This window comes from Streptomyces sp. NPDC001351 (assembly GCF_042896045.1).
Taxonomy (GTDB): Bacteria; Actinomycetota; Actinomycetes; order Streptomycetales; family Streptomycetaceae; genus Streptomyces.
In genome coordinates this window covers 160,811-183,389 of record NZ_JBIAWS010000006.1, presented here as the reverse complement: position 1 = coordinate 183,389, position 22,579 = coordinate 160,811, and the positions used below count along the sequence as shown (strand labels likewise).

General features: G+C 71.4%; 19 protein-coding genes. 10 read left to right on the top strand and 9 right to left on the bottom strand.

What is annotated here, in order from left to right; translation table 11 throughout:
• The first annotated feature begins 37 nt into the window (after positions 1–37).
• Together ACFY1U_RS23165 and ACFY1U_RS23160 are read left to right on the top strand one after the other, a co-directional pair.
• A complete protein-coding gene (locus ACFY1U_RS23165) occupies positions 38–445 on the top strand; it encodes a DUF6278 family protein (RefSeq protein WP_390696017.1) in 408 nt (135 codons plus the stop codon).
• Between the two features lie 130 nt (positions 446–575).
• On the top strand, positions 576–1,094 hold the full coding sequence (locus ACFY1U_RS23160) for an ATP-binding cassette domain-containing protein (protein WP_390696016.1): 519 nt from the start codon (positions 576–578) through the stop codon (positions 1,092–1,094).
• 36 nt (positions 1,095–1,130) lie between these two features.
• On the opposite strand, the gene ACFY1U_RS23155 is transcribed toward ACFY1U_RS23160, so the two are convergent.
• Both ACFY1U_RS23155 and ACFY1U_RS23150 read right to left on the bottom strand, forming a co-directional pair.
• Positions 1,131–2,696 (bottom strand): CocE/NonD family hydrolase, encoded by a 1,566-nt coding sequence (locus tag ACFY1U_RS23155; protein ID WP_390696015.1) that lies wholly within the window; start codon positions 2,694–2,696, stop codon positions 1,131–1,133.
• 116 nt (positions 2,697–2,812) lie between these two features.
• Positions 2,813–3,571, bottom strand: coding sequence for a hypothetical protein (locus tag ACFY1U_RS23150; RefSeq protein ID WP_390696014.1), 759 nt, complete (start codon positions 3,569–3,571; stop codon positions 2,813–2,815).
• Positions 3,572–3,714: 143 nt separating this feature from the next.
• Between ACFY1U_RS23150 and ggt the strand changes: the two genes are divergently transcribed.
• Complete coding sequence (ggt, locus tag ACFY1U_RS23145) at positions 3,715–5,523, top strand: gamma-glutamyltransferase (protein ID WP_390696013.1); 1,809 nt, start codon at positions 3,715–3,717, stop codon at positions 5,521–5,523.
• Positions 5,524–5,620: 97 nt separating this feature from the next.
• On the opposite strand, the gene ACFY1U_RS23140 is transcribed toward ggt, so the two are convergent.
• From ACFY1U_RS23140 to map, 7 genes are all read right to left on the bottom strand, one after another.
• Entirely contained in the window at positions 5,621–8,158 is a 2,538-nt protein-coding gene (locus ACFY1U_RS23140) for an ATP-dependent Clp protease ATP-binding subunit (RefSeq protein ID WP_390696012.1), read from the bottom strand.
• Between the two features lie 168 nt (positions 8,159–8,326).
• Positions 8,327–10,162 (bottom strand): ABC transporter ATP-binding protein, encoded by a 1,836-nt coding sequence (locus tag ACFY1U_RS23135; RefSeq protein WP_390696011.1) that lies wholly within the window; start codon positions 10,160–10,162, stop codon positions 8,327–8,329.
• Entirely contained in the window at positions 10,159–10,584 is a 426-nt protein-coding gene (locus ACFY1U_RS23130) for a lasso peptide biosynthesis B2 protein (protein ID WP_390696010.1), read from the bottom strand. Before ACFY1U_RS23130 ends, ACFY1U_RS23135 begins: the two co-directional genes overlap by 4 nt.
• The gene (locus ACFY1U_RS23125) at positions 10,581–10,835 is read right to left on the bottom strand and encodes a lasso peptide biosynthesis PqqD family chaperone (protein ID WP_390696009.1); all 255 of its coding nucleotides are present in this window, start codon (positions 10,833–10,835) and stop codon (positions 10,581–10,583) included. The genes ACFY1U_RS23130 and ACFY1U_RS23125 overlap by 4 nt, the downstream gene beginning before the upstream one ends.
• Before the next feature lie 29 nt (positions 10,836–10,864).
• On the bottom strand, positions 10,865–12,709 hold the full coding sequence (locus ACFY1U_RS23120) for a lasso peptide isopeptide bond-forming cyclase (protein ID WP_390696008.1): 1,845 nt from the start codon (positions 12,707–12,709) through the stop codon (positions 10,865–10,867).
• A gap of 25 nt (positions 12,710–12,734) precedes the next feature.
• Positions 12,735–12,845, bottom strand: coding sequence for a keywimysin-related RiPP (locus ACFY1U_RS23115; protein WP_107416017.1), 111 nt, complete (start codon positions 12,843–12,845; stop codon positions 12,735–12,737).
• A 337-nt stretch (positions 12,846–13,182) separates the two neighbouring features.
• Complete coding sequence (map, locus tag ACFY1U_RS23110) at positions 13,183–13,959, bottom strand: type I methionyl aminopeptidase (RefSeq protein ID WP_390696007.1); 777 nt, start codon at positions 13,957–13,959, stop codon at positions 13,183–13,185.
• A gap of 32 nt (positions 13,960–13,991) precedes the next feature.
• Here map and ACFY1U_RS23105 point away from each other — a divergent pair, with 32 nt between their 5' ends.
• The 7 genes from ACFY1U_RS23105 to hydA all read left to right on the top strand — a co-directional run bounded on the left by ACFY1U_RS23105 (position 13,992) and on the right by hydA (position 22,575).
• Positions 13,992–14,243: a helix-turn-helix domain-containing protein gene (locus tag ACFY1U_RS23105; RefSeq protein WP_232651206.1), complete on the top strand. Its 252-nt coding sequence runs from the start codon at positions 13,992–13,994 to the stop codon at positions 14,241–14,243.
• Positions 14,244–14,390: 147 nt separating this feature from the next.
• Positions 14,391–16,187, top strand: a complete 1,797-nt coding sequence (locus ACFY1U_RS23100; RefSeq protein ID WP_390696006.1) for a hypothetical protein — start codon at positions 14,391–14,393, stop codon at positions 16,185–16,187.
• A gap of 179 nt (positions 16,188–16,366) precedes the next feature.
• Positions 16,367–17,209: a nitrilase-related carbon-nitrogen hydrolase gene (locus ACFY1U_RS23095; RefSeq protein ID WP_365834359.1), complete on the top strand. Its 843-nt coding sequence runs from the start codon at positions 16,367–16,369 to the stop codon at positions 17,207–17,209.
• On the top strand, positions 17,206–18,492 hold the full coding sequence (locus ACFY1U_RS23090; RefSeq protein WP_390696005.1) for an aspartate aminotransferase family protein: 1,287 nt from the start codon (positions 17,206–17,208) through the stop codon (positions 18,490–18,492). Before ACFY1U_RS23095 ends, ACFY1U_RS23090 begins: the two co-directional genes overlap by 4 nt.
• 24 nt (positions 18,493–18,516) lie before the next feature.
• On the top strand, positions 18,517–20,079 hold the full coding sequence (locus ACFY1U_RS23085; RefSeq protein ID WP_390696004.1) for a PucR family transcriptional regulator: 1,563 nt from the start codon (positions 18,517–18,519) through the stop codon (positions 20,077–20,079).
• 155 nt (positions 20,080–20,234) lie between these two features.
• The gene (locus tag ACFY1U_RS23080; RefSeq protein ID WP_390696003.1) at positions 20,235–21,077 is read left to right on the top strand and encodes a nitrilase-related carbon-nitrogen hydrolase; all 843 of its coding nucleotides are present in this window, start codon (positions 20,235–20,237) and stop codon (positions 21,075–21,077) included.
• 94 nt (positions 21,078–21,171) lie between these two features.
• A complete protein-coding gene (gene hydA, locus ACFY1U_RS23075; protein ID WP_390696002.1) occupies positions 21,172–22,575 on the top strand; it encodes a dihydropyrimidinase in 1,404 nt (467 codons plus the stop codon).
• Positions 22,576–22,579: the final 4 nt, after the last annotated feature.

Genomic DNA, 22,579 nt, shown 5'->3' with positions numbered 1-22,579 from the left:
TGGTGCGCATGCGGGTGCGAATGACACGCTGGGAGGTATGAAGATCCCTTTTCTGGGCCACCGGCATGAAAAGCACGGCATCCCCGACCCGGAGGGCATCGCCGAACTCCTCTCCGAGTGCGAACTGCTCCGCTCGCAGGCGTCCCAGGAGGGCGTCCAACTCGACGACTCCACAGCCTCGTTGGAGGCCCTCGACCAGCTGCTGCCGCGCTGGCGGGACGACCCCGAGGTGCTGCACTGGCTCGGCAACGACGCCGGGCTCTACCTGGGCACCGTGATCGTGCGCACCGTGCCCGGTGCCGCCTGGGAGATCTGGCCGGACGGCCAGCCCGTCGTACGGCTCTCCTCGGGCCGCGAGTTCGACGTCGTGACCTCCGGGCACGAGTGGGCGGCCAGCGGGGCCCCCGAGCTCTCGCAGCTGTACGCCGAGGTCGCGGAGGCGTGAGCGGAGCGCCCGACCTAAGATCGACGTAAATACGGCTTATGCCCGAAAAGTGCGTGTCGTGCCGTAAGTCAACTCGCGTCCGGATAGTTTGCGGCAACCACGACACAGCTGAGAGTGAGTAGGGCTGCGAATGGCCGTCGATCCGCTGATCGAGCTGCATGACGTCAACGAGTACTACGGGGAGTTGCATGTCCTGCAGGACATCGACCTCACGGTCGGCAAGGGGGAGGTGGTCGTGGTCATCGGGCCGTCCGGGTCGGGAAAGTCGACACTGCGCAGGACGGTCGACCGGCCGGGGACCGTCCTCGCGCGGCTCCGGACCGGCGTCGGCATGACCGTCCCGCAGGACGTCTCGCTGGGGCAGACCAAGGTCCGCGGACGCAAGAAGGAAAAAGCCGACGACCGCTCCCGCCGGCTCCTCGGCCGCGTCGTCGGCCTCGCCGGCCAGGCGCCCGAGTTCCCCCGCGCCCTCGCCATGGAGCCCAAGGCGCTCCTGTTCGACGAGTCCACCTCCACTCTCGACCCCGAGATGGCCAACGAGGTCCTTTCCGACGGCCGCGTCATCGAGGACCGCGCCCCGGAGGAGTTCTTCACCGACCCGCACGGCGAGCGCGCCGAAGACTTCCTGTCCAAGATCCTCGAGCACTGAGCGACAGAGCCATGCCCGGCCGGCGGCAGCCGGAGATCACTGCTTGCGCAGCGGAATCGACACGTACGACGGGTCGTTCGCCGGCGAGGAGAAGGTCAGCTGAGCGCCGGACGGGTTGTGCTCGATGTAGAGCGGGTCGACCGTGTCGACGACCAGGGCCAGCCGGTGCCCTGCCGGGACGTCGTAGGCCGTGGAGAACAGATCCAGGTCGAGACCGAACGGCTCTCCGGGCGTGCGCCCGTGGAAGGTGTACGGCGCGTTGCTGACCAGCTTGCCGAGGCCGAGCGGCCCCACGTCGTAGAGATAGGCGACGAGGGTGCCGCTCTCCTTGGTCGGGGTGAGGGTGGTGTGCAACTGGGCCGTACCGCGGATCTGCTGGGCGGCGGCGTACTTCTCCGACTGCCAGACGGCGGCCCAGCGGCGGGGGAGCAGGGGGATCGAGGCGATCGGGGGCACTTGGGCGATCTGGTCGAGGATGCTCGACAGGAAGACGATCCCGCCGTCCGCCCCGGAGTCGACGTTCGTGTGGATCGTGGTCGTGCCGGCGAGGGCGATCTTCCGGTCGGTGGCGGCGATCGACTTCCAGTCCGGGTAGCCCTCGTAGCCGCCCGTGGTACGGGGCTTGAGCTGGACCGGCTCCTCGCGGTTGATGCCGTTGTTCTCGCCCCTGAGGTAGTGGTCGAACCAGCGCTCGGTGTCGGTCCACACGTCGTTGGGCAGTCCGAACAGGCCGGTCAGCTCGGCGGTGGCGTGGTCGCCGGGGCGGAACTCCAGTCTCTTCGGGCCGGTCAGCTTCTCGTAGAAGTCCGCGTACTGGTTGGGGGCGAAGACCGTGTCGCCCCACGCGTTGGCCATCATGACCGCTGCGCCGTTCTTGTTCAGCTGATCCACATATGTTGCGGCCGAACGTTTCTTCCCCCAATCGATCATCTCCTGTTCCTTGGACAGGTTGGAGGCGTAGAAGTTGTCGAAGATCTGCCTGACCTCGGGGCTCTGCCGGCCGGTGACCAGGCTCGCGCCGTCCAGCAGGGCCGCGGCCTGGACGTGCTGGGTGCGGCCGGAGTAGATCGAGTCGATCAGGTCGGCCCAGCCGCTGAGGGCGGCGACCGCCTTGATCCGCTTGTCGTGCGCGGCGGCGATCAGACTGATGCCGGCGCCGTAGGAGACGCCCGCCATGCCGATGTGGGCCGAGTCGGCCGGGGTGTTGGCGAGCGCCCAGTCGATGACCTTGGAGGCGTCGGCTATGTCCGGTGGCCCGGCCACTTCTATCTCCCCGCCGGACTGCCAGAAGCCCCGTACGTTGTAACTGACCACGATGTAGCCGGAGTCGGCGAGCTTCTGGGCCTGGGCGAGATACTCGACCTGCGGCAGACCCCAGCTCGTGGGGAGCACGAGCAGCGGGTAGCGGTGTGTGCCGTCGGCGCCCGCGGGCGTGACGACGTTCGCCTTGAGGACGGTGCCGCCGTCGCCCGTGATGTCGACGAAACGGACGGCGTTCGCCGCTTGTGCGGCGGGGGCGAGCCCGAGGGCGCTACCGGCGATCAGAGTCGCGGAGACGGCGCCCACGGCGGTCGAACGCAGGGCCTTGCGATGGGTTCCCACGGGTCACTCCTCACTCGTGTCAGTGCAAAGTGACCAGACGGTAACCTCGGTGCTTTACCAGAGGTAACCCGTCGGTAAGTTACGTGCCAGTAACGATTGTTGGCGTGTGAATGAATTCAGGAGGCGCGGTGGGAGTTGCGGGGAGCGGCAGGCGTCGGCAGGGGTGCCTGTGCCGCGCGGGTCACGTCCGCGACGAGCTCGGCGACATCCGGGCCGTACGCCTGTGAGTTGACCACCTTCAGGAGCAGGACGAACGTGTTGTTGCCGTACTTGCGGGCCAGCCGCTCGTGGTTGCGGGCGAGGTAGCGGGTCGCGGCCTGGTTGGTGATCGCGGTCTGGCCGCTGAACAGGAAGACCGGCCGGGTCAGGCCGGGCTGACCGGCCGTCAGTCGTGCCAGCAGCACGTACTCGGTCAGGCCCTTCTCCATGCGGTAGCGCTCGCTGCCGATCTGGAACGCCAGCCGGTCCGGGCCCGGCTCCGGGTCGGTGTTCACCCGCACTCCGGGCAGCATGGCGTGCAGGTGTGCCGCCATGCGCCGGTTCGAGCCCGGCCCTCCGACGCAGAACTCGGTCCGCTCGCCGAAGCCCTGCCGTGCCGCGTCCTGGGTGATCACCTCGGCATGTGCGCCGCAGTCCTTGATGAGCGCGGCGAGTTCCAGGAGTGCGAACACGTCGTAGCGGTGCACCGCGAGATCGGGGCTGCCGGCGTCACGGTTGACGACGAGCAGCGACTCGGAGTGGTCGGGCAGCCCGAAGAACGCCTGCTTGCGGCGGAGTTTCCGCTTCCACAGATAGGTACGGGCCAGCCAGCCGAGCGCGGCACTGATGCCGGCCGCGACCACGCCCAGGACGATGTTGCGCACGTCGTCGTTCATGGGCGCGCATGCTAGCGGGCCGACATGGCTGGTACGTACCGGTGTTCGACCTGTGGCATTCGTATGACAGGAGCCGGAGGGGGGCTGTTGGGGCTCAGGACGATGCGGTTACGCTGCGCGGACGTCCCTGACTGGAGGTACGGATGCGTCGTCCTGTCGCGCGGAAACTGTCGGTCCTGGCGGTCTCGGCCGCCGTGGTGTCGGTCGGGGCGGCAGCACCGCCGACCACCGCCACGACACCGCAGAAGGTGCCCGTCGCCGTGGGCTACGGCGGCGCCGTGGCAAGCGTCGACGCGGACGCCTCCGCCGCCGGCATCGAGGTCCTGAAGAAGGGCGGCAACGCGGTCGACGCGGCCGTCGCCACCGCGGCCGCGCTCGGTGTCACCGAGCCCTACTCCTCCGGGGTCGGCGGAGGCGGCTACTTCGTCTACTACGACGCCAAGACCCGTACGGTGCACACGATCGACGGCCGCGAGACCGCGCCGCTGACCGCCGACTCCAACCTCTTCGTGGAGAACGGCAAACCCCTTGCCTTCGCCGACGCCGTCAGCAGCGGCCTTAGCGTCGGCACGCCGGGCACGCCCGCCACCTGGCAGACGGCACTGGACAACTGGGGCAGCAGAAGACTCGGCACGGTGCTGAAGCCCGCCGAGCGGATCGCCCGCGACGGCTTCACCGTCGACGACACCTTCCGCTCGCAGACCGCCTCCAACGAGACCCGGTTCCGCTACTTCCCGGACACGGCCAAGCTGTTCCTGCCGGGCGGGCAGCTCCCGGTGGTCGGCTCCACCTTCAAGAACCCCGATCTCGCCCGCACCTACGAGGAGCTCGGCAGGAAGGGCATCGGCGCGCTCTACGACGGCGACCTCGGCGACGACATCGTCCGCACCGTGAACCACCCGCCCGTGGACCCGGCTTCGGGCTGGAACGCCCGCCCGGGCAAGCTGTCCGACAAGGACCTCGCGGCCTACCGTGCCAAGCTCCAGGCGCCCACGAAGACCTCGTACCGCGGACTCGGCGTCTACTCCATCGCGCCCTCCTCCTCCGGCGGCACGACCGTCGGGGAGGCCCTCAACATCCTTGAGAACACGGACCTTTCGAAGGCGAGCGAGGTCCAGTACCTGCACCACTACATCGAGGCCAGCCGGATCGCCTTCGCGGACCGCGGGCGCTGGGTCGGCGACCCCGCCTTCGAGGACGTACCGACGAAGGAACTGCTCTCGCAGAAGTACGCCGACTCACGGGCGTGCCTCATCAAGGACGACGCGGTGCTGACCAGTCCGGTGGCGCCCGGGGATCCGCGGCACCCGGCCGCGTGTGCCTCCGGCGGTACGGCGGCCCCTACGACGTACGAGGGTGAGAACACCACGCACCTGACCGTGGCCGACAAGTGGGGCAACGTCGTCTCCTACACGCTGACCATCGAGCAGACCGGCGGCAGCGCGATCACCGTGCCCGGGCGCGGGTTCATCCTCAACAACGAGCTGACGGACTTCTCCTTCACCCCTGCGAACCCGGCCGTGCACGACCCGAACCTGCCGGGACCGGGCAAGCGGCCGCGGTCGTCGATCTCGCCGACGATCGTGCTGGACAAGCACAACAAGCCGGTGGTGGCGCTCGGTTCGCCCGGTGGGGCGACGATCATCACGACCGTGCTTCAGGTACTGACCGAGTTCCTGGACCGCCATCTGCCGCTGGTCGACGCGATCGCGGCGCCGCGGGCCAGTCAGCGGAACGCTGCGCAGACCGAGCTGGAGCCGGCGCTTTACAACGACACCAGTGCGGGCGGGCTGCGAGCTCAGCTCGAGGCCATCGGGCATTCGTTCAAGCTGAACCCTGAGATCGGGGCGGCCACCGGTGTGCAGCGGTTGCCCGGTGGGAAGTGGCTGGCGGCGGCTGAGACGGTCCGTAGGGGCGGTGGGTCGGCGCAGGTGGTTGACCCGGCGCCGTAGTCGTCTGCGGGTGCGTGGGGGCTGGTCGCGCCCACGCGGCGGAGCCGCAAATCGACACAGCCCCGCGCCCCTATCGGGGCGCTGCAGCCGCACCCCGTTAGAGCTCTGGAGCGATCGGCAGGTCTTCCGTCCGGAAGGCCAGCCGGCCGTCCTCCACATCCACCGTCACGCGGCCGCCCTCCGCCACCCGGCCGTCCAGCAGGAGACGCGACAGCTGGTTGTCGACCTCTCGCTGGATGGTGCGGCGCAGGGGGCGGGCGCCGTATTCGGGCTGGTAGCCGCGTTCGGCGAGCCAGTCGACGGCCGGGTCCGTGAACTCGACCGTGACGCCCTGCGCCTGCAGCAGGCGGCGGGTCTTCTCCAGCAACAGGTCGGTGATCTGCCGCAGTTGGTCGCCGGTGAGCTGGCGGAAGACGACGATCTCGTCAATGCGGTTGAGGAACTCGGGGCGGAAGTGCTCGCGCAGCGGGCGCAGGATCTGTTCGCGCCGTGCCTCCTCGTCGGCGTCGGTACCACCCGCCCCGAAGCCGATGCCGGCGCCGCGCCGGGTGATCGCCTCGGAGCCCAGGTTGCTGGTCATCACGATGACCGTGTTGGTGAAGTCGACGGTGCGGCCCTGGGAGTCGGTGAGACGGCCGTCGTCGAGGACCTGGAGCAGGATGTTGAAGACGTCCGGGTGCGCCTTCTCCACCTCGTCGAGCAGCAGGAGCGAGTACGGGTGGCGGCGCACGACCTCGGTGAGCTGGCCCGCCTCCTCGTGGCCCACGTAGCCGGGCGGGGCGCCGACCAGGCGGCTGACGGTGTGGCGTTCCTGGTACTCGCTCATGTCCAGGCGGACCATGCGCTCCTCGCTGCCGAAGAGGGCCTCCGCGAGGGCGCGCGCCAGTTCCGTCTTGCCGACGCCGGTCGGGCCGAGGAAGAGGAAGCTGCCGATGGGCCGGTCGGGGCTGGCGAGTCCGGCGCGGGAGCGCATGACGGCCTCGGCGACCACGGCGACGGCCTCCACCTGCCCGACGACCCGCTCGTGGAGGTGCTCCTCCAGGCGGAGCAGCTTCTCCTTCTCCTCCTGGGTGAGGCTGGCGACCGGGATGCCCGTCTGCCGGGACACCACCTCGGCGATCGCCTCGGCGGTCACCTCCAGCTGCCCCTCGTCGGCCTCGTCGCCGCCCGTGGTGTCCGCGATGCGCTTCTTCAACTCGACGATGCGGTCGCGCAGCTGGGTCGCCCGCTCGTACTGCTCGTCGGCGACCGCCTGGTCCTTGTCGCAGGTCAGCTGCTCGACCTCGCGCTCCAGGGCCCGTACGTCGGTGCCCTTCGTCCGCGCCCGCAGCCGTACCCGCGCGCCGGCCTGGTCGATGAGGTCGATGGCCTTGTCGGGCAGACGGCGGTCGGTGAGATAGCGGTCGGACAGCTCCACGGCGGCCACCAGGGCCTCGTCGGTGTAGCGGACCTGGTGATGGGCCTCGTAGCGGTCGCGCAGGCCGCGCAGGATCTCGATCGTGTCCGGTACGGAGGGTTCGGGCACCAGGATCGGCTGGAAGCGGCGGGCGAGCGCCGCGTCCTTCTCGATCCGGCGGAACTCCTCCAGGGTGGTGGCGCCGACGATGTGGAGCTCGCCGCGGGCGAGCGCCGGCTTGAGGATGTTTCCGGCGTCCATCGCGCCGCCCTCGCCGCCTCCGCCGGCACCGACGACCGTGTGCAGCTCGTCGATGAAGACGATCAACTGGTCGGAGTGGGTGCGGATTTCGCCGACGATGTTGTTGAGGCGTTCCTCGAAGTCACCGCGGTAGCGGGTGCCCGCGACCACGCCGGTGAGGTCCAGGGCGACCACCCGCCGCCCGATCAGTACGTCGGGCACGTCACCGTCGGCGATGCGCTGCGCGAGCCCCTCCACGATGGCGGTCTTGCCGACGCCCGCGTCGCCGATCAGCACCGGGTTGTTCTTGCCGCGCCGCGACAGCACCTCGATGGTCTGTTCGATCTCGTCCTCGCGGCCGATCACCGGGTCGATACGGCCCTGGCGGGCCAGGTCGGTGAGGTCGCGGCCGTACTTGTCCAGGGTGGGCGTGCCGGTGGGGCGCGTGTGCTCGGTACGGGTCTGCGTGGTGTCCGGTGCCTCGGGCGGCAGCCCGGTCGGCGCGAAACGGGCCGAGTGGAGGATGTGCCCGGCGGCCGAGTCGGGGTTCGCGGCCAGGGCGCTGAGCACGTGCTCGGGGCCGATGTAACCGGCGCCGCTGGCCCGCGCCAGGTCATGGGCGTCGAGCAGGGCCCGCTTGACGGCAGGGGTGAGGGAGAGCGAGGTGGGCGGCGGCGCTTCCTCCGCCGTGTGCTGGACCGGGCCGGAGCGTTCGTCGATCTCCGACGCCAAGGAGTCGGGATCGGCGCCGGCCCGGCTGAGCAGACTCCGGGTCGGCTCGCTGGCCAGGGCGGCCCGCAGCAGATGCTGGGTGTCCAGGTCCCGGCTGCCGTGCTCGGCCGCGTACTGGGCGGCCCCGCGGACCAGTTCCCGGGCAGGCTGACTGAGCAGCCTGCCTATGTCGATCTGCCGGGGGCCCGGGCGCGGGCCGCCGAAGAAGCGGGCGAGGAATTCTCCGAAGGGGTCGTAGCCCTCGGGGCTGCTGAAGCCGCTGGTCATGGCCTTCCCATCCGGCGTCCCTGCGGGGCCCGGGACGCCCTCGCTGATCGACGTGCCGCAGTCGGGTAACCCGGGTGGGAGCCGGTTACACCATGGCGCACGCCCGTAGAACACCTTCGCACGAAGGGGGGCCCGGGGCACCTCCAGCACCCGGCCGGCACGTCTTCCTCAGACGTTCGTCCGACGGTCCCCGCGGTCGGTGGACGGTGCGCCGGGGCGCACCATCTGGCTTGTGGCCAGGTCGCGGTAGAGGGCGTTGTGGGCGAGCAGTTCCTGGTGGTCGCCGTCGGCGACGCTACGGCCCTCCTGAAGGACGACGATGCGGTCGGCGTGCTGCACGGTGGAGAGGCGGTGGGCGATGACCAACAGGGCGCATTCCTGGGCGATGTCCTTCATCACGGTGGTCAGCGCGGCCTCGTTGATCGCGTCGAGATGCGAGGTGGGCTCGTCCAGCAGGAGCAGCGCGGGGCGGGCGAGCAGGGCGCGGGCCAGGGCGACGCGTTGGCGTTCGCCGCCGGAGAGGGTGCTGCCGCGTTCACCGATGACGGCGTCCAGGCCGCCGGGCAGCCGGTCGACCAGTTCCTCCAGCCGGGCCAGCGCGAGGACCCGCCGCACCTCGGCCTCGGGGGCGTCGGGGTCGGCGTAGGTGATGTTCTCCCGCAGGGTGCCGTGGACGACATGGGTGTTCTGGTCGACCACGGCGATGCGCCGGCGGCAGGCGTCGCGGCCGAGCTCGGTGGCGGGCCGCCCGTCGAACAGCAGGGCCCCCGAGTCGGGTTCGTAGAACCGCGCGACGAGCGCGAGGACGGTGCTCTTGCCGGCGCCCGAGGGACCCACGAGGGCCACCTGCCGGTGGTGGGGCACGCTGAAGGACACACCGCACAGCACCTGGCGGCCCGGAGCGTAGCCGAACCGGACGTCGTCCAGCGCGAGCGCGGGTGAGCGGGCTGCCGCGGATGCGACGGGCCGGGGGCGGGGCCGGCCCTGCGCGGGAAGCGGGTCCGTGCGCTCCGTGAGGAGGCGCAGCGCCTGCTCGACGCGCCGGTGGGCGCCCATGCCGCGCTGGATCAGGCCCACCGCGTGGAAGACCGAGGACAGCGGCATGACCAGGTACGAGGCGTACAGCAGGAACGCGACGAGATCTCCGAGGGAGCCGTTGTGACCGCTGACGCGCAGGCCCCCGACGACGAGGACGACGAGGAAGGAGCCCTGGACGGCGAGTTCGACGGCGGGGCTCATGACGGACGCGAGCCGCGCGGTGCTCACTCCCGCCTCGTACGCCTCCTCGACCCTGGCCCCGATGCGGGCCGTCTCGCGGTCCTCGGCGCGGTGCACCCGGACCATCGGCAGGGCCCCCAGCGCCCGCTCCAGGTCCGCGGCGACGGCGCCGACCGCGTCCTGCATACGCTCGGAGGCGCGCCGGATGCCCTGGAGCAACGAGCTGACCAGGGCTGCCGCCACGGCCACGGTGAGCGCGACGAGAAGCAGCAGCAGCGGGTCGAGCCACGCCATCAGGACCAGTGCCCCGGCGGCGACGAGGCCTCCGGTCACCAGGTCGACGAGCGCCTGTGAGACGACCTCGCGCAACAGGGTCGTGTCCGCGGTGACCCGGGAGACGAGATCGCCGCTGCGGTGCCGGTCGTACTCCCGCATCTCCAGCCGGAGCAGTCGTCCGACCAGGTCCATGCGGAGCTGCCGTACGACACCCTCGCCCATCCGCTCCAGCAGGAAGCGGCCCACCGACCCGATGGCCGCCTCGACGAGGAACAGCGCGCCGAGGAGCGCCAGCAGCGGCCACAGGACCTGTCCGCGGCCGCTCGCGTCCACGGCCTGCCGGGCCACCAGCGGCTGGGCGAGCCCCAGGGCGGAGCCGGCCAGCGTCAGCGCGGTGGCCGCGGCCACGGCGGCCCGGTGCCCGCCGGTGAGCCGGAACAGCGTGGCCACTGCGGCGCGGGTCGACCGGTCCTCGCCGGGGGGCTCGTCCGGCGCCGTGCCGCCGCTCACCGGCGCGTCGGCTCGACGGCCACCAGCCGGGCGAAGTAGCCGTCCGGTACGCCCTCGCCGACGGGGTGGCCCTCCGCCTCGATCCAGGCGTGGGCGGTGAAGGGCGGGACGACACGGACCCCGGCGCACCAGGTCGGCCACGTCCCCCGCAGCCGGCACAGCAGCGCGGCCCCCAGCGAACGCGGCAGGCACCCCTTCGGCCCGGTGCAGCGCAGGCTGACGGCGCACATCGCGTCCCGGGCGGCCTGGGCCTGCGCGGTGGTGGCGGGCGGCGCCCCGCGGCGCAGGACACCCAGGACGGCACGGATGCGGCGGGGTGGCAGCAGGGCGAGCAGGACGGCGGGGAGCAGCATGAGGCGGGCGGCCAGGCGCAGGCCCGGGGACACACCGGTGGGGCGCTCCAGCGCGCTGGGTGTCGTCATGAGGCCAGCCCCGCCTCGCGCAGGTGGCCGACGAGCACCTCGACGTCCTGCTGGGCCTGCGCCCGGTCGATGTCGAACTCACGGACCAGGGCGGCGGCCGCGTCCGCCTCCTCGCCGCCGTCCAGCAGCGTGCGGACCACCAGGGTGGCGGTCGGGTTCAACTCCCAGTAGGTGCCGGCCCGTTCGTCCAGCAGGACGGTGCCGTAGTCGGTCTCGGCCGTGGAGATGTGTGCGTCGAACCGCAAGGGCATGCGCTCGCCTTTCTGACGCGGTGGGGTTCTCAGGAAGTGGCGGCACGGCTGCGGTGGAGCCCCCGCAGCCACACCTCGGCGGCGATCGTGGAGTAGAGGATGGCGTCGGACAGCCCCTTGGAGGCGGGCCGCAGGGCGAGACGGCGCAGCTCGGCGCCGTCCACCAGACCGAGCCGGGCGAGGTGGGAGTCCTCCCACAGCGCCAGCAGATCGGCGCGGTGATCGCGCAGCCCGTTGGCGGCGTCCATCGAGGCCGCGGCCTTGGTGGTGCGCCGCAGACACTCCTCGGGCACCAGGCCGCGCATCGCGGCGGTCAGCACCGGCTTGTACGCCCAGGGGGTGACGCGCTCGCCGGGGCGTACGGCCAGAAAGGCCTCGATGACCCGGTCGTCGAGGAAGGGATGGGCCATCGGCAGACCGGCGCGGGTCGCCATCCGGTCCCACTGGCGGATGACCCGCATCGTCGAGCGGATCTGCTCCAGGTCCACGTGCATCCCCCGGTCGGGATGCAGCGGTGCCGCCGTCGCCGCGGCGTCGAGCAGCGCCCGCCGCGCCAGCCGCTCGGCGTCCGGGGTCACCCAGCCGAACAGCCGGGGTTCCATGCCCCAGCCGAGCCCGGAGGCGACGGAGGCCGGTGACGGGTCGCGCAGCCGGCGCGACGCGTCGGCGAGCCACCCGCCGTACGTCCGGGAGTCCGCGAGGGCGCGGACCGTGCCGCCGAGCGGCCAGTGCCACAGGGCCCGGAACCCGCGCAGCTGCCGCAGGGCGAGCAGCGGGCGGGTGCGCGCCAGCCGGTGGTAGTAGGCCTCGGAGCACCAGGCCACGTGGTCACCGCCGATGCCGGTCAGATGCACCCGGCTGCCGCGTGCGGCGAGGGCGGGCAGGTGGTGCAGGGCCCGGGAGCGGTCCATGACCCCGATGGTGGGCTCGTCGAGCAGGTCGTCGATGCCGAGCAGGTCCTCGTAGACCAGCGGCGAGGCGTCCGCGTCCCAGACGACGTGCTCGACGTCCGGGAGGTGCCCCGCGGCCAGCTCGGCCCAGTACAGGTCGGTGTCCGCGGGATCGCGGCCCGGCCAGGTACTGGCCACCACGCGGGCGGGGGAGCGGTCGGCGAGGAAGCAGACGGAGGTGGAGTCAAGCCCGCCGGACAGGTCGCAGCTGACCACGCCGCCCCGACGGGTCCGGGCGTCGACGGCCTCCTGCAGCGCCGTCCGGATGAGGGGCGCCGTCTCGGCGAGGGAACGGACCGGCTCCGGCGGGGTCCACCAGCGGGTGTGCCGTGCGGAGCGGCCGTCCGCGGCGACGATCACGGCGTCCTGCGGGGGCACGGCGGTCACCGGGCGCCACAGGGAGTTCTCGAACAGGGGATAGGGGGCCGGCCACAGCAGCCGGACGGCCAGCTCCTGCGGATCGGGGTCGAGGCCAAGGGCGGCGGCGAGCGTATCGGCGCGGGAGGCGGCCACCCGTACGCCGTCGATCTCCGCGTGGAAGACCAGCCGCAGGCCCGAGGCGGTGCCCTGCACCCGGACCTGTCCGTCGAGGGCGGCGACGAGATGGAAGCTGCCGGGGAGTGAGCGGGCCAGGGCGTCGAGCTCCGCGAGGTCCCTCAGCCGTGCGGCCCTGCGTCGCAGTTCGTCCGTCTCGACGGGGCAGCAGCCGATGACCGCGAGGGCGGCGTCACCGGCGCTCGCCGTGACGATCTCCTCGTCGTGCCAGCGGCCGACCAGCCAGGGCCGGCCCGACGCGTGGGTGAGGGTGCGGAAACCGGGCCGGGCGAAGGAGCGGGCCACGGCGGCCGCGTCCGCGCGGTCGGTGAAGACCGCGAAGTCCGCGTCGCCGGGGCCCGTCCCCGCACTTTCGTGCAGTTCAGTCATGACGTCGGGTCAGTGCCGTCGCCCGTCAGTTCTTGCTCAGGATCAGCCGGTCGTTGCCGTGGCGTGCCAGGAGCCCTGTCTCCTTGCGGAACGTACCGAGCCGGACGAGCGTCGGCGCTTCGTATGCCTTCTTCATGACCACTCCTCACTGCGGTTGGGTCCCACTCCCCGGGTGGGGAGCGGGCGCAGCACCAGCTAGCTGCGGAACGTGAGGAAGGGGCAAGACGCGGCGTGAAAGTATGACGGTACGAAAAAGCAGATGCCTCTGGTCTGACGTCGGCGCACGTGCCGGGGGCGAGTGGGCGCGCTTGTTGGCGATTTGCCGTACGCGTGCGCGAAGAAACGATCCCATCTGTGCCTCGCTCCGACCGGCGCATACCGCGCACACCATCCGGAAAGGGAGCCGCCGGAGCGCGCGGCTCGGCGTCGGCACGCACCATGTTCGGCGTCGGCGGGGCCGGTGGACGGCTCGCTCAAAGAGCTTCCCGGGCGGTGAGGATCCGGGGGCCGTCCTCCGTGATCGCCACCGTGTGCTCCACGTGTGCCGCGCGTGAGCCGTCGTTCGTGCGCAGGGTCCAGCCGTCCGGGGCCGCGTGGTAGCCGTCCCGGCCACTGCCGATCAGCATGGGCTCGATGGCGATGGCCATGCCCGCGCGCAACGGGAAACCGCGGCCGGGGCGGCCCTCGTTGGGCACCCCCGGGTCCTCGTGCATGCTGCGGCCGATGCCGTGGCCGCCGAAGCCCTGCGGGATGCCGTAACCGCCGTCCCGGCACACCGTGCCGATCGCGTGGGCGATGTCGCCGATGCGGTTGCCGGCCACCGCCGCCTCGATGGCCGCCGCCAGTGCCCGCTCCGCCGTCTCGATCAGCCTCACGTCCGCCGGGCGCGGCTCGCCGACCACGAAACTGGTCGCCGAGTCGCCCACCCAGCCGCCCAGTTCGGCGCCGCAGTCGATGGAGACCAGATCGCCGTCGCGCAGCCGGTAGCCGGTGGGGATGCCGTGCACGATCGCGTCGTTCACCGAGGCGCAGATGACGGCCGGGAAGGGAACGGGCGCGAAGGAGGGGCAGTACCCGAGGAAGGGGGAGGACGCCCCCGCCTCCCGCAGCACTCCGCGGGCCACCTCGTCCAGCTCCAGCAGGGAAACGCCCACGTCGGCGGCGTTTCGTACGGCTGTCAGGGCGCGCCCGACCACCTGCCCCGCCTCGTACATGGCGTCGATCGATGTGTCTGTCTTCAGCTCCACCATGCCAATTACTATACCGGTATTAGAATGACGGCATGGTGCGCACCCCTCTCACCCCCGAAGAGCGTGAACGCGGCGAGCGGCTCGGGCGGCTGCTCCGCGAGGCCCGCGGCGGACGGAGCATGGCCGACGTCGCGGCGGACGCCGGGATCTCCGCGGAGACCCTGCGGAAGATCGAGACGGGCCGGGCCCCGACCCCGGCCTTCTTCACGGTCGCCGCGCTGGCCCGCGCGCTCGGCCTCTCGATGGACGAACTGGCGGGGGCCTGCGCGCCGGTCGCGGTATGAGTCCGCCAAGAGCTGCCCCCGCGCACGTCACGTTCCGCCAGGCAGGGCGTACTCTGCGTCCCGTCGGAAAACTTCTCGTAGCGATCCCGTAACACGGCTCGTGTTGTCTAACGGACCGGAGTGCTCCGGTCTGGCAGGAGTTGGGCGATGGCTGTGGATCAACTCCCGGGCCGGGTACGGGAGTTCGTGAACTACCTGAACGGCCTGCTGGCGCGCCTGGATCAGGGCGGCGGCTGGTGCGCCGTCTTCTGGCAGCGGGACCCCGACGGGATGCGGGCCTGTCTCGAGGGGCGTGAAGTGCCGCCCTGGGACGTGGTGGAGGCGCTCCTGCACGACCTCGCCGCGGAGTTCGGTGCGGCTGCCGCGGGCCAGGAGAAGGAGCGCGCCCGCGGGCTGCACGCCGCCGCGCTCGCGGCGCACGACGCCCGGCCCGGCGGCCGGGACGCCCTCGGTGACCGGCTCGACGTCATGCTCCGCGAGCAGCGCTACGCCGCCGAACGCCAGGCGGAACTGGGCCGCCGGCTCGCCGCCGCCACCACCCGGCAGGAGGCCGACGCCCTCCGCCTCGACCTGGCCTGGGCCCGCGACGACCACGAACGGGCCACCGCCCGCTGCGCCGAACTCCGCGCCCGGATGGCCGACTTGGACAGCCGCACGGCGGACGGCAGGGCGGCGGCGATCCGCCGGGCACGCATCGCGGAAGGCGCGGTGTACCGCATCGACAGGGAGTTCGCCCCGGACGAGCCACCACCGACCGACCTCCCCACGGACGAAGGCGAGCCCCCCGGCCCGGGTTTCCCGCACCAGCGCGGCTCGCACGACTCCACCGCCGCAGACGGGCACCGGGGACCGTACGAGCCGGACGGACCACACCCGGCGCACTCGCACGGGGGCGGCCCTACCTGGGCCCGGAGCGGTGCGTACGGCCAAGGCGTCGCTGAGGGGCAGCAAGGTGGTCCTTACGAGGCGGCTGCCTCCGCGCGGGGGTACGACCCGTATGGCCCCGCAGGGGCGGGACAAGGTCCGGCGGGGGCGCGCGCAGAGGTCGCGGACGGGCAGTCCGGTGCCCGGGGGGCCTCGCCGCACCGCGGCCCGTTCGAGGCGGCGCGTCCTGTCTCGTCCGACGGCGGCTCTCCGCGCGCACCCGAGCAGCGCGACGCGCACGCCACCCCCTCCGGCGCGGCGCAGCCCGCCCCTGAACCCCCCGCGCCCAAACAGCGCAAGCGCCGTCGAGGCGGGGCGCGGTTCGCCGGGATGGTCGAGGAGGAGACCGCCCCCGTCGCCCTGCCGCCGACCGCCGTGCCCGCCCCGAAACCCACCGGCCGTACCCCGCGCGGAGCGCGGTTCGCCGGGGCCGCCGAGGTGGTGGAGCGGCCGCAGCAGCCGCGGCAGCCGCAGGCCGAGCCGTTGGACACGGCGGGGCCGCGGGAGGTCGTCGGGGCCGTCGAGCGGCTGGTGCGGCTGCGTGCCGAGGGACGCAGCGGCGAGGCCCACGCCCTGCTCGTCGACGCCGCCCACTGGCCCGCCGCCCGTTTCCCGCTGCTCGCCGCGGAGCTGCAGCGCGCCGGACTCGGGGCAGACTGGGCGACCCTGCTGTGGGAGGCCGCCTCGCTGCCCGCCGACCGGCTCGTGGCCGCCGCGGACGCCCTGGTCGCGGCCGGGCGCGCCGACGACGGGGACCAGATGCTGCGGCAGGGCGTCGCCCGGCCCGCCGCCGAGATCGGGCAGGCCGTACTGGCACTGGCCGGTGAGGGGCGCGACCGCGAGGTGCGCGCGCTGCTCGACGCATACGTCCGCGTCCGCACCCCCGAGGAGGCGGCCCGCAGCGCCGAGCCGGACCCGAGGGCCCTCGTACCGCTCCTGCTGGAGGCCGCGCAGGGTGTCTCCGAAGAGCGACACTGGGATCTGGTGCACGCCCTCCGGGTCGCCGGCTTCACCGCCTGACACACGCCGACCACCACTCCCATCGGCCCCTCCGCTCCTCCACAGGAGTGCGAAACGTGATCGACTCCGCGGGTTAACGGCGATGGTCTTGGCAAGGCTCTCCCGGAGGCTTACGTTCATCCCTCTACGGCCTGTTCTACGGGCGTAGAGGCTCTGACGACCCGCCGAAGGAGCAGCTCATGGCCAACGTCGTTCGTGCCGCTCTGGTCCAGGCCACCTGGACCGGCGACACCGAGTCCATGGTGGCGAAACACGAGGAGCACGCCCGCGAGGCGGCCCGCCGGGGTGCGAAGATCATCGGGTTTCAGGAGGTCTTCAACAGCCCCTACTTCTGCCAGGTCCAGGAACCCGAGCACTACCGCTGGGCCGAGCCGGTGCCCGAGGGGCCGACCGTGAGCCGTATGCAGGACCTCGCGCGCGAGACGGGCATGGTGATCGTCGTGCCGGTCTTCGAGGTCGAGCAGTCCGGCTTCTACTACAACACCGCCGCCGTGATCGACGCCGACGGCACCTTCCTCGGCAAGTACCGCAAGCACCACATCCCGCAGGTCAAGGGCTTCTGGGAGAAGTACTACTTCAAGCCCGGCAACGTCGGCTGGCCCGTCTTCGACACGGCCGTCGGCAAGGTCGGTGTCTACATCTGCTACGACCGCCACTTCCCCGAAGGCTGGCGTCAACTAGGTCTCAACGGAGCCCAGTTGGTCTACAACCCCTCCGCCACCCACCGCGGTCTCTCCTCCTACCTCTGGCGGCTGGAGCAGCCCGCCGCGGCCGTCGCCAACGAGTACTTCGTCGCCGCGATCAACCGGGTCGGCGTCGAGGAGTACGGCGACAACGACTTCTACGGGACCTCGTACTTCGTCGACCCGCGCGGCCAGTTCGTCGGCGACACCGCGAGCGACAAGGCCGAGGAACTCCTCGTCCGCGACCTCGACTTCGACCTGATCGAGGAAGTGCGGCAGCAGTGGGCGTTCTACCGTGACCGACGACCCGACGCCTACGAAGGACTGGTGCAGCCGTGACCGACCTCTACGCCCGCCACAAGTCGGTGCTGCCCGACTGGCTCGCCCTCTACTACGAGGACCCACTGGAGATCACGCACGGCGAGGGCCGCCACGTCTGGGACTCCGACGGCAACAAGTACCTCGACTTCTTCGGCGGCATCCTCACCACGATGACCGCGCACGCGCTGCCCGAGGTCACCAAGGCCGTCAGCGAGCAGGCCGGGCGGATCCTCCACTCGTCCACGCTCTACCTCAACCGCCCGATGGTCGAACTCGCCGAGCGCATCGCCCAGTTGAGCGGCATCCCGGACGCCCGCGTCTTCTTCACCACCTCCGGCACCGAGGCCAACGACACCGCCCTGCTGCTCGCCACCACCTACCGGCGCAGCAACACCATCCTGGCGATGCGCAACAGCTACCACGGCCGCTCCTTCAGCGCGGTCGGCATCACCGGCAACCGAGGCTGGTCCCCGACCTCCCTGTCACCCCTCCAGACGCTGTACGTCCACGGCGGCGTCCGCACCCGCGGCCCGTACGCCTCTCTCAGCGACGACGACTTCATCGCGGCCTGCGTCGACGACCTCAAGGACCTCCTCGGCCACACCCGCCCGCCCGCCGCGCTGATCGCCGAGTCGATCCAGGGCGTCGGCGGCTTCACCTCCGGACCGGACGGCCTGTACGCGGCCTTCCGCGAGGTGCTCGCCGAGCGCGGCATCCTGTGGATCGCCGACGAGGTGCAGACCGGCTGGGGCCGCACCGGCGACCACTTCTGGGGCTGGCAGGCACACGGGCAGAGCGGCCCGCCGGACATCCTCACCTTCGCCAAGGGCATCGGCAACGGCAGCTCCATCGGCGGTGTCGTCGCCCGCGCCGAGATCATGAACTGCCTGGACTCCAACAGCATCTCCACCTTCGGCGGCACCCAGATCACCATGGCGGCCGGTCTCGCCAACCTCACCTATCTGCTGGAACACGACCTGCAGGGCAACGCCCGGCGCGTCGGCGGGCTGCTGGTCGAGCGGCTGCGAGCCGTCGCCGCCCAGGTCCCGCACGTACGGGAGGTGCGCGGCCGCGGCCTGATGCTCGGCATCGAGCTGGTGAAGCCGGGGACCGACGAGGCCGACCCGGACGCCGCGTCCGCCGTCCTCGAAGCGACCCGCGCGGACGGGCTGCTCATCGGCAAGGGCGGCGGCCACAACACCAGCGCCCTGCGCATCGCCCCGCCCCTGTCCCTGACGGTCGCGGAGGCGGAGGAGGGCGCCGCGATCCTCGAACGCGCTCTGAGGAGCCTCACCCAGTAGTGGACTGAGCAAGGGAAGACCGCCATGACCACCTTCGGGATCCCCGAACCCGCCCTGTCGGTACGCCAGGTGCTGACCCTGGAACGGGTCCTTGCAGGGGAGCCCGAAGTGGTGGCCGGCGCGGGCCACCTCGACCGGCCCGTGCGCTGGGTGCATGTCGCCGAGGCACCCGACGTGGGCGTGATGCTCAGCGGCGGCGAGATGGTGCTCACCACCGGAGTGCTGCTCGCCGACGACGAGGAGAAGCAGGCCGAGTACATCCGGTCCCTGCACCGCGCGGAGGCCGCGGCCGTCGTGCTCGGCCTCGGACGGGCCTTCCCCTCTCCGCCGGAGGTGATGCGCCGGGCCGCCGAGCGCTGCGGTCTGCCGATGATCGTCCTCCACCGGCCCTTCCCCTTCGCGGAGCTGACCGAGGAGGTCCAGGCCCGGCTGGTCCGCCGGAAGTTCGCCGCCGTGAGCCTTTCGGAGTCCGTCCGCACGGCGCTCACCGGGCTCATCACCGCGGGCGCCCCGCTGCAACGGCTCCTCGACGAGATCGCCCAGCACAGCGCCTGCCCGGTCGTCGTCACCAACCTCGCCCACCGCGTCCTCGCCACCGCGGGGGAACGGCCGGCCGTGGACGACGTGCTGCGCGACTGGGAGCGCATCGCCCGGCAGGCCGGCGGCAGCGAGGGCGACGGCTGGATCCGTGCCGAACTCGGCGGGCGCGGCGAACGCTGGGGCCAGATCATGCTGTGCGGCTACCGCGGCGACACCGCCACCGGACGCCTGCTCGCCGACCGGGCCGCCGAATCCCTCGTCCTGCACCGCATGCTCGGCGGCAACTCGGCCCACACCTGGGAGGAGCAGTCCGCGCAGAGCCTGCTCACCGACCTGGTCAGCGGTGTCGTACCGGCGAGGCAGCTGCTGCCACGCGCGCGTGCCGCCGGACTTCCCGTCAACCGGCGCACCTTCGTGCCGCTGGTCGTGCGGGACGGCGAATCGGCCCAACTCGACCGAGTCCTGCGGATGTTGGGCCTTTCCGGGCTCGTCGCCGAACTCGCCGACGAAGCCACCGCCGTGCTGCTCAGCCTCGCCCGCGATCAGGATGCCGAGGCCCTCACCGCGCACTTCGCGGCCCGACTCCGTACGGAATCCGGGTCGACGAAGACAGTCGTGGCCGCCGCCGACCCGCGCACCGCCTGGGACGACGTGCCCGCGGGACTGCGCGAGGCCCAGCACGTCGCCGACGCCGTCGCCGACTCCTCGGCCGCCCTCGACCTCCCGGCCGTCGTACGCCTCAAGGACGTACACCTGCGCGGCCTGATCCGGCTGCTGCGGGACGATCCGCATGTGCAGTCGTTCGCGGAACGGGAGCTGGACGGGCTGTTGTGCTCGGCCGGCGACGACCTGCTGTCCGTGCTGCGCACCTATCTCGCCACCGGCCGCAACAAGTCCCGCACCGCTCAGCTCCACCACGTCTCCCGGCCCGCCCTGTACCGCCGCCTGGAGGCCATACAGGGCCGTCTCGGTGTGGACCTCGACGACTTCGAGCAGGCCGCCTCGGTGCACATCGCGCTCCTCGCGCACGACGCGCAACAGGGCTGAAACATGCCACGACCTGGGAAAACGGCGGTGAAACATGGGCTCGAAAGAGGGTGACACCGTGGCACGCGCGAGGCCCGCAGACGTGACAGCGTGCACCTCAAAGCCGGTTTTCGGACTTCCTAGTCTTCTCGCACACCGAGCGACCGGAGGTCCCGATGAGCAGAGTGATTCGTGCCGCCCTCTTCCAGACCGCGTGGACGGGCGACAAGGAGTCGATGATCCAGGTACACGAGCAGGCGGCCCGCGACGCGGCCGCGCAGGGTGCTCAGGTCCTGTGCTTCCAGGAACTGTTCTACGGGCCCTACTTCTGCCAGGTCCAGGACAAGGCGTTCTACGAGTACGCGGAGGCGATCCCGGACGGCCCGATCGTCAAGCGCTTCCAGGCGCTCGCCAAGGAACTGGGCATCGTCCTGGTCCTGCCGATGTACGAGGAGGAGCAGCCGGGCGTCCTCTACAACACGGCCGCGGTGATCGACGCGGACGGCTCGTACCTCGGCAAGTACCGCAAGCACCACATCCCCCAGGTCCCGGGATTCTGGGAGAAGTTCTACTTCCGCCCCGGCAACGCCGGCTGGCCGGTCTTCGACACCAAGGTCGGGAAGATCGGCGTCTACATCTGCTACGACCGCCACTTCCCGGAGGGCTGGCGGGCGTTGGGCCTCGCGGGCGCCGAGATCGTCTTCAACCCGTCGGCCACCTCGCGCGGTCTGTCCGCCTACCTGTGGCAGCTGGAGCAGCCGGCCGCGGCCGTCGCCAACGAGTACTTCGTCGGCGCGATCAACCGGGTCGGTGTCGAGGAGCTGGGCGACAACGACTTCTACGGGACGACGTACTTCGTCGACCCGGAGGCCCAGTTCGTCGGCGAGGTGGCGAGCGACAAGGAGACGGAGCTCGTGGTCCGCGACCTGGACCTGGCCAAGCTCCGCGAGGTCCGCGACCGCTGGCAGTTCTTCCGGGACCGCCGTCCCGATGCGTACGCACCGCTGACCGCTCCCTGACCGACGCCGTGAGCCTCCGTGGGCCCGGTGTACGGGGATCGGGCCCACGGGGCACAAGGGGCTTTCAGCACCGTCCGTCATAAGGAGAGGGAGAATGAGCAGCCGTACCGTCATCCGTGGTGGCCTCGTCATCACGGCGTCCGACGAACTCCATGCCGACGTCCTGATCGAGGACGGCCGCATCGCCGCCCTCGCCGCGTCCGGCACCCCGGCCGCGGAGGCCTGGACGGCCGAGCGGACCATAGACGCCACCGGCAAGTACGTCATCCCGGGCGGCGTCGACGCCCACACCCATATGGAGCTGCCGTTCGGCGGCACCTTCGCCTCCGACACCTTCGAGACCGGCACCCGGGCAGCCGCCTGGGGCGGTACGACCACGATCGTCGACTTCGCCGTGCAGAGCGTCGGCCACTCCCTGCGCGAGGGCCTCGACGCCTGGCACGCCAAGGCGGAGGGCAACTGCGCGATCGACTACGGCTTCCACATGATCGTCTCCGATGTGAACGAGGAGACGCTCAAGGAGATGGACCTGCTGGTGGAGGAGGGGGTCACCTCCTTCAAGCAGTTCATGGCCTACCCGGGTGTCTTCTACTCCGACGACGGCCAGATCCTGCGCGCCATGCAGCGCTCCGCCGAGAACGGCGGCCTGATCATGATGCACGCCGAGAACGGCATCGCGATCGACGTGCTGGTGGAACAGGCGCTGGCCCGCGGCGAGACCGACCCGCGCTACCACGGCGAGGTCCGCAAGGCCCTGCTGGAGGCCGAGGCCACCCACCGTGCCATCAAGCTCGCCCAGGTGGCGGGCGCCCCGCTCTACGTCGTGCACGTCTCGGCCATGGAGGCAGTGGCCGAGCTGGCACGCGCGCGTGACGAGGGGCTCCCCGTCTTCGGCGAGACCTGCCCGCAGTACCTGTTCCTGTCCACCGACAACCTCGCCGAGCCGGACTTCGAGGGTTCGAAGTACGTGTGCAGCACCCCGCTCCGTCCCAAGGAGCACCAGGCCAAGCTCTGGCAGGGGCTCAGGACCAACGACCTCCAGGTCGTCTCCACCGACCACTGCCCCTTCTGCTTCGTGGGCCAGAAGGAGCTGGGACGCGGGGACTTCTCCAAGATCCCGAACGGACTTCCGGGCGTCGAGAACCGTATGGACCTGCTCCACCAGGCCGTCGTGGAAGGACACATCTCCCGCCGCCGCTGGATCGAGATCGCCTGCGCCACCCCGGCCCGCATGTTCGGCATGTACCCGAAGAAGGGCACGATCGCGCCGGGCGCGGACGCCGACGTCGTCATCTACGACCCGAACGCCGAGCAGGTCATGTCCGTCGAAACGCACCACATGAACGTCGACTACTCGGCCTACGAGGGCAAGCGCACCACCGGCCGGGTCGAGACGGTCCTCTCACGCGGCGAGGTCGTCATCAACGAGCGGGAGTACACCGGACACGCCGGGCACGGCGTCTACACCCCGCGCTCCACCTGTCAGTACCTCAACTAGGAGT

Bases quoted from the DNA above. Each gene is read 5' to 3' on its own strand.
- ACFY1U_RS23115 (WP_107416017.1), bottom strand. From the start codon at position 12,845: ATGAAGAAGGCATACGAAGCGCCGACGCTCGTCCGGCTCGGTACGTTC.
- ACFY1U_RS23140 (WP_390696012.1), bottom strand. From the start codon at position 8,158: ATGACCAGCGGCTTCAGCAGCCCCGAGGGCTACGACCCCTTCGGAGAA.
- ACFY1U_RS23150 (WP_390696014.1), bottom strand. From the start codon at position 3,571: ATGAACGACGACGTGCGCAACATCGTCCTGGGCGTGGTCGCGGCCGGC.
- ACFY1U_RS23130 (WP_390696010.1), bottom strand. From the start codon at position 10,584: ATGACGACACCCAGCGCGCTGGAGCGCCCCACCGGTGTGTCCCCGGGC.
- ACFY1U_RS23085 (WP_390696004.1), top strand. From the start codon at position 18,517: ATGACCACCTTCGGGATCCCCGAACCCGCCCTGTCGGTACGCCAGGTG.
- ACFY1U_RS23100 (WP_390696006.1), top strand. From the start codon at position 14,391: ATGGCTGTGGATCAACTCCCGGGCCGGGTACGGGAGTTCGTGAACTAC.
- ACFY1U_RS23105 (WP_232651206.1), top strand. From the start codon at position 13,992: ATGGTGCGCACCCCTCTCACCCCCGAAGAGCGTGAACGCGGCGAGCGG.
- ACFY1U_RS23165 (WP_390696017.1), top strand. From the start codon at position 38: ATGAAGATCCCTTTTCTGGGCCACCGGCATGAAAAGCACGGCATCCCC.
- ACFY1U_RS23080 (WP_390696003.1), top strand. From the start codon at position 20,235: ATGAGCAGAGTGATTCGTGCCGCCCTCTTCCAGACCGCGTGGACGGGC.
- ACFY1U_RS23120 (WP_390696008.1), bottom strand. From the start codon at position 12,709: ATGACTGAACTGCACGAAAGTGCGGGGACGGGCCCCGGCGACGCGGAC.
- ACFY1U_RS23125 (WP_390696009.1), bottom strand. From the start codon at position 10,835: ATGCCCTTGCGGTTCGACGCACACATCTCCACGGCCGAGACCGACTAC.
- map (WP_390696007.1), bottom strand. From the start codon at position 13,959: ATGGTGGAGCTGAAGACAGACACATCGATCGACGCCATGTACGAGGCG.
- ACFY1U_RS23095 (WP_365834359.1), top strand. From the start codon at position 16,367: ATGGCCAACGTCGTTCGTGCCGCTCTGGTCCAGGCCACCTGGACCGGC.
- ggt (WP_390696013.1), top strand. From the start codon at position 3,715: ATGCGTCGTCCTGTCGCGCGGAAACTGTCGGTCCTGGCGGTCTCGGCC.
- hydA (WP_390696002.1), top strand. From the start codon at position 21,172: ATGAGCAGCCGTACCGTCATCCGTGGTGGCCTCGTCATCACGGCGTCC.
- ACFY1U_RS23160 (WP_390696016.1), top strand. From the start codon at position 576: ATGGCCGTCGATCCGCTGATCGAGCTGCATGACGTCAACGAGTACTAC.